Source organism: Synechococcus sp. BA-120 BA3 (genome assembly GCF_034931285.1).
In the GTDB taxonomy this organism is placed as follows: Bacteria; Cyanobacteriota; Cyanobacteriia; order PCC-6307; family Cyanobiaceae; genus Cyanobium.
The window spans coordinates 1-3946 of the sequence record NZ_JAYGHZ010000104.1; the positions used below are offsets into that span (position 1 = coordinate 1).

General features: G+C 71.8%; 6 protein-coding genes. 3 read left to right on the plus strand and 3 right to left on the minus strand.

The window, feature by feature from the left end:
- Nucleotides 1-606, minus strand: a 606-nt coding sequence (locus VB737_RS05835) for an aminomethyltransferase family protein (protein WP_500311916.1), incomplete at its 3' end; no start/stop codon positions are given.
- Nucleotides 607-783: 177 nt separating this feature from the next.
- On the opposite strand from VB737_RS05835, the gene VB737_RS05840 reads away from it, so the two are divergent.
- Together VB737_RS05840 and VB737_RS05845 are read left to right on the plus strand one after the other, a co-directional pair.
- Entirely contained in the window at nucleotides 784-1023 is a 240-nt protein-coding gene (locus VB737_RS05840; RefSeq protein ID WP_500311917.1) for a hypothetical protein, read from the plus strand.
- A gap of 184 nt (nucleotides 1024-1207) precedes the next feature.
- The gene (locus VB737_RS05845) at nucleotides 1208-1567 is read left to right on the plus strand and encodes a cyclic nucleotide-binding domain-containing protein (protein ID WP_043325820.1); all 360 of its coding nucleotides are present in this window, start codon (nucleotides 1208-1210) and stop codon (nucleotides 1565-1567) included.
- On the opposite strand, the gene speB is transcribed toward VB737_RS05845, so the two are convergent.
- Together speB and speE are read right to left on the minus strand one after the other, a co-directional pair.
- Entirely contained in the window at nucleotides 1561-2421 is an 861-nt protein-coding gene (gene speB / locus VB737_RS05850; protein WP_500311919.1) for an agmatinase, read from the minus strand. The genes VB737_RS05845 and speB overlap by 7 nt on opposite strands.
- A complete protein-coding gene (gene speE, locus VB737_RS05855) occupies nucleotides 2418-3311 on the minus strand; it encodes a polyamine aminopropyltransferase (RefSeq protein WP_500311921.1) in 894 nt (297 codons plus the stop codon). Before speE ends, speB begins: the two co-directional genes overlap by 4 nt.
- 57 nt (nucleotides 3312-3368) lie before the next feature.
- Here speE and VB737_RS05860 point away from each other — a divergent pair.
- Nucleotides 3369-3946: carbonic anhydrase (locus VB737_RS05860; protein ID WP_500311923.1), on the plus strand; the 578-nt coding region annotated here is incomplete at its 3' end.

Genomic DNA, 3946 nt, shown 5'->3' on the forward strand with positions numbered 1-3946 from the left:
GGTGTAGCCCGTGCGGCCGACGAACACCGGCGCGCCGTCGATGGCCAGCTCCCGGTGGCCGAAGCGGGGCAGTCCCGCCAGGCTCGTGCCCACCAGGGCCTCGAGGCGGGCGGGCGCCTCGGGGCCCTGCAGGGCCAGCAGCACCCCGTCGCCCTTGCGGTCGGTGATGGTGATGCCCTCGGGCTGCAGCTGGCTGGTGATCCAGGCGGTGTCGGCCTCGGCGCAGGCGGCGTTGATCACCAGCACCACTTCATCGCGCTCCCCCTCGGGGCCCGCGATGCGGCCGCGGTCGTAGACGATGAGGTCGTCCAGGATGCCGCCGGACTCGTTGAGCAGGACGGTGTAGCAGGCCTCGCCGGGGCCGATGCGGAACAGGTCGGTGGGCACCAGCCGCTGCAGGGCGTCCTTGGTGCCCTGCCCGCGCAGGGTGAGCACCCCCATGTGGGAGATGTCGAAGACACCGCAGTGCTGGCGCACGGCGTTGTGCTCCTGCACCAGGCCGGAGAACTGGATCGCCATCTGCCAGCCGGCGAATGGCACCATGCGGGCCCCGGCGGCGGTGGCGGCGGCATCCAGGGGTGTGCGGCGCAGGGAAGTGGGATCCATCGGAGGCGGCCGGCCGGCCAGGGGGACGCCGGAGCAGGGTGGCGCGATCCTATGGACTGGGCGCCGCCAAGACTGGAGGCGGGGCGGCCAATACCGAAGAAAGCCTGTGATTCGGCTTCCACCCCTATCACACCGGCGAGGAAATGCGTACCTTGAATGGCCCAATGGGTCAAGAGGATGGGCAACCGTCCCAACTGCCGCAGCTGCCGCCACTGCACCCCCCCCACCGGGGTGGAGATGGGATGGTGCCAGCTGCGTCAGCTCCCCATCCACCCCGAGCTGGTGGCCGAGCTGTGGTGCCACCACTGGACGGCCCGGCCGCCGCGGCTGCCGGTGGTGTCCCCCGAGGCCCTGCTCAAGCAGGCCCGCCATCCGGTCGCGAGCCAGCAGCTGAGCCTGGCCACCGGCCTGCCCTGAAATCTGAGCAAAAACGGAAAAGCGTAACGATTGTTTCCGTTTCGCCTTTCTTCTGGCTATTCTCCCTCCCTTCCAGTAGCGGAACGGTCCGTTTAGCCCTAGGAAGGCAGAACCCCGTCCACCCCGACCACGGAGGTCCCCTGCATTGATCAGAACCGCCACATCCCCATCACCCCTTGAGCTGATGGCCGTCCATGTGGATTGTGAAACCTTCACCCTCCCAACGGGAGCCCACGTCTTCAGCCGCGGCGCCAGCGCCAACGCCATCTATGCCGTGCGACGCGGCATCGTCGAGCTGGTGGGCGAGCAGGGTGAAAAAACCTGCTATCGCCCCGGTGAGCTGTTCAGCTACCAGGACATCACCTGGCGCGAACTGAGCCACCGCAGCGACGCCTTCGCCCGCACGCCCGTGGAGGTGCTGCGCCTCGATCGGCTCCGCTTCCTCAACCTGCTGCACAACCACCCCACCCTGGCCGTGCAGCTGATCGGGCAGCAGCACACCCGCCTGCGGGAGCAGCGCGCCAGCGGCACCTGCTGCTACTGAGCGCCAAGCAGCAGCAGCAGGCTGCGGGTCACCTTGGCGGCCAGCACGGCGCTGACGCCGCTCGGGTCGAGCTGGGGAGCCAGCTCCACCACATCGGCGGCCACGAGCCGGTGCTGGCGCAGCTCCTCCACCAGCTCAGCGAACTGGGGCCAGTGGAAGCCGCCGGGTTCGGGCGTGCCCGTGCCCGGCAGCACCGCCGGATCGAACCAGTCGAGGTCAACGGTGAGATAGAGGGGCCGGCCCCGCAGGGGGGCCAGCGCCGCCGCCATGGCGTCGATCGGCACCAGGCGGCCGGTGGCGTGCAGCTCCCGGAACTCCTCGCGGGTGCCGCTGCGGATGGCGATCTGGCGGAGCTCGCCGCTGGGCAGCACCTCCAGGCAGCGGCGCATGGCGCAGGCGTGGCTGTGGCGGGCCCCGAGCCACTCCTGCCGCAGGTCGGCGTGGGCATCGAGCTGCACCAGCACCAGGTCGGGATAGCGCTGCGCCACCGCCGCCACCGCCCCGCTGCTGATCGAGTGCTCGCCGCCCAGCATCAGCGGCGCCAGGCCCAGATCCAGCACCGCCCCGGTGGCCCGCCCCACCGCTTCCACCACCGGTTCGGGGGCGCCGAAGGGGATCGCCACGGCCCCGAGGTCGGCGAAGGCCAGGTCTTCAAGGTCAAGGTCGAGCTGGGGGTCGTAGCTCTCCAGGCCGCTGCTCACGTCCCGGATCGCCGCCGGGCCGAAGCGGGCGCCGGGGCGGAAGGAGGTGGTGCCGTCGTAGGGAACGCCGAACAGGCCCACGGCACAACCCCGGGGGTCGCGGCGGGCGCCCATGTAGATCGCCCCTTCGGTCTCGAACAGCTCCGGGTTCATGGCTGGCTCGCCTTGTCGGCCAGGGCGCGCTCCACGAAGGCCGGCACCGCCTCAAAGGCCCCCCGCTGCCAGCGGGGCGACCAGATGCTGCAGCCCGGCGCCACCGCCGCGGCCCGCTCCGGCAACGGCTCCCGGTAGCGGGGGCCGTCGGGGCAGGCGAAGGTCCAGCTCCACCAGCCGCTCGGGTACATCGGCACCCAGCCGTACAGCGGATCGGCGTGGCCGAACACCTCGCGCAGCAGCCGCACGGTGTCGACGTGGACCTGGCGGAAGGCCTCGGGGGATTCGCTCTGGGTGGCGAACACACCGCCGGGGCGCAGCAGGCGGCGGCAGTGCTGGAAGAACGTGCGGTTGAACAGGCCCTCGGCCGGCCCGGCCGGATCGGAGCCGTCCACCAGCACCACGTCGTAACTGGCGTCGGGGGCGTCGGCCGCCCAGGCGATGCCGTCGCCGACGGTGAGGTGGAAGCGCGGGTCGCTCCAGGCGTCGCCGCCCAGGCTGGGCAGGTGCCGGCGGGAGAGCTCCACCACCAGCCCGTCGATCTCCACCATGTCGAGGTGGGCGACACCGGGGTGGCGCAGGCACTCCCGGGCGGTGCCGCCGTCACCGCCGCCGATCACCAGCACCCGCTCGATGGCGGCGGCGGCGCAGAGGGCCGGATGGACCAGCGGTTCGTGGTAGTGCCGCTCCTGCCGTTCCGCCGTCATCCAGCAGCCGTCGAGCAGCAGCCCCTTGCCGTAGGTCTGGCTGTCGATGATGGTGATCCGCTGGTGGGGGCTGGTGCGCTCTTCCACCACGGTGGCGGCCAGGCCGTAGCGCACCCCGCCCAGCTCCTCATCCACCCAGGCGTCCGGGGGGCAGGCGTCGGCCGGTGGCTGTTGCGGTCCCATGCGGTTGGCTCGTGGCTTTCCAGCTAAACCTTCGGCAGGACCCCTTGTCACGGCGCCATGGCACATTCCAGACGCCAACTGCTGAGGATCCTCGCCCTGGCGGGCGCCAGCGTGGCCCTGGAGACCCTGGCACCCAGGCCAGCCGAGGCCGCGGCGGCGGACGGCACCCTGACGGAACGGCTCTCGGTGTGCCGACCCAGCGGCGATCCGCTCCAGGAGCTGCTGCGCCGCAACCGTGACTTCTGCAAGGCCTGGCAGGGTGCCGAGCGCAGCGCCGATCCCCTGTCGCGGGCCACCCTGCTGCACGAGACCTGGCCGATGCACTGCCAGGTGCGCCCCGATGCCCTGGCCGCCGGCCAGCGGCCCTGGGCCTCGGTGCTCTGCTGCGCCGATTCCCGGGTGGCGCCCGAGTGGATCTTCGCCTGCGGTGCCGGGGAGCTGTTCGAGGTGCGCAGCGCCGGCAACACGGCCTTCGCTGCGGGGGTGGCCTCGCTGGAGTACGCCGTGGCGGAGCTGGCGGTGCCCCTGATCCTGGTGATGGGCCACAGCGGCTGCGGGGCGGTGACCGCCGCCATGGCCAGCGACCCGCTCACGCCCCTGCTGGAGGAGCTGGTGACGCCGATCCGGGCCAGCCT

Coding starts and splice junctions, on each gene's coding strand:
- VB737_RS05840 (WP_500311917.1), top strand. CDS start 784: ATGGGCAACCGTCCCAACTGCCGCAGCTGCCGCCACTGCACCCCCCCC.
- VB737_RS05845 (WP_043325820.1), top strand. CDS start 1,208: ATGGCCGTCCATGTGGATTGTGAAACCTTCACCCTCCCAACGGGAGCC.
- speB (WP_500311919.1), bottom strand. CDS start 2,421: ATGAACCCGGAGCTGTTCGAGACCGAAGGGGCGATCTACATGGGCGCC.
- speE (WP_500311921.1), bottom strand. CDS start 3,311: ATGGGACCGCAACAGCCACCGGCCGACGCCTGCCCCCCGGACGCCTGG.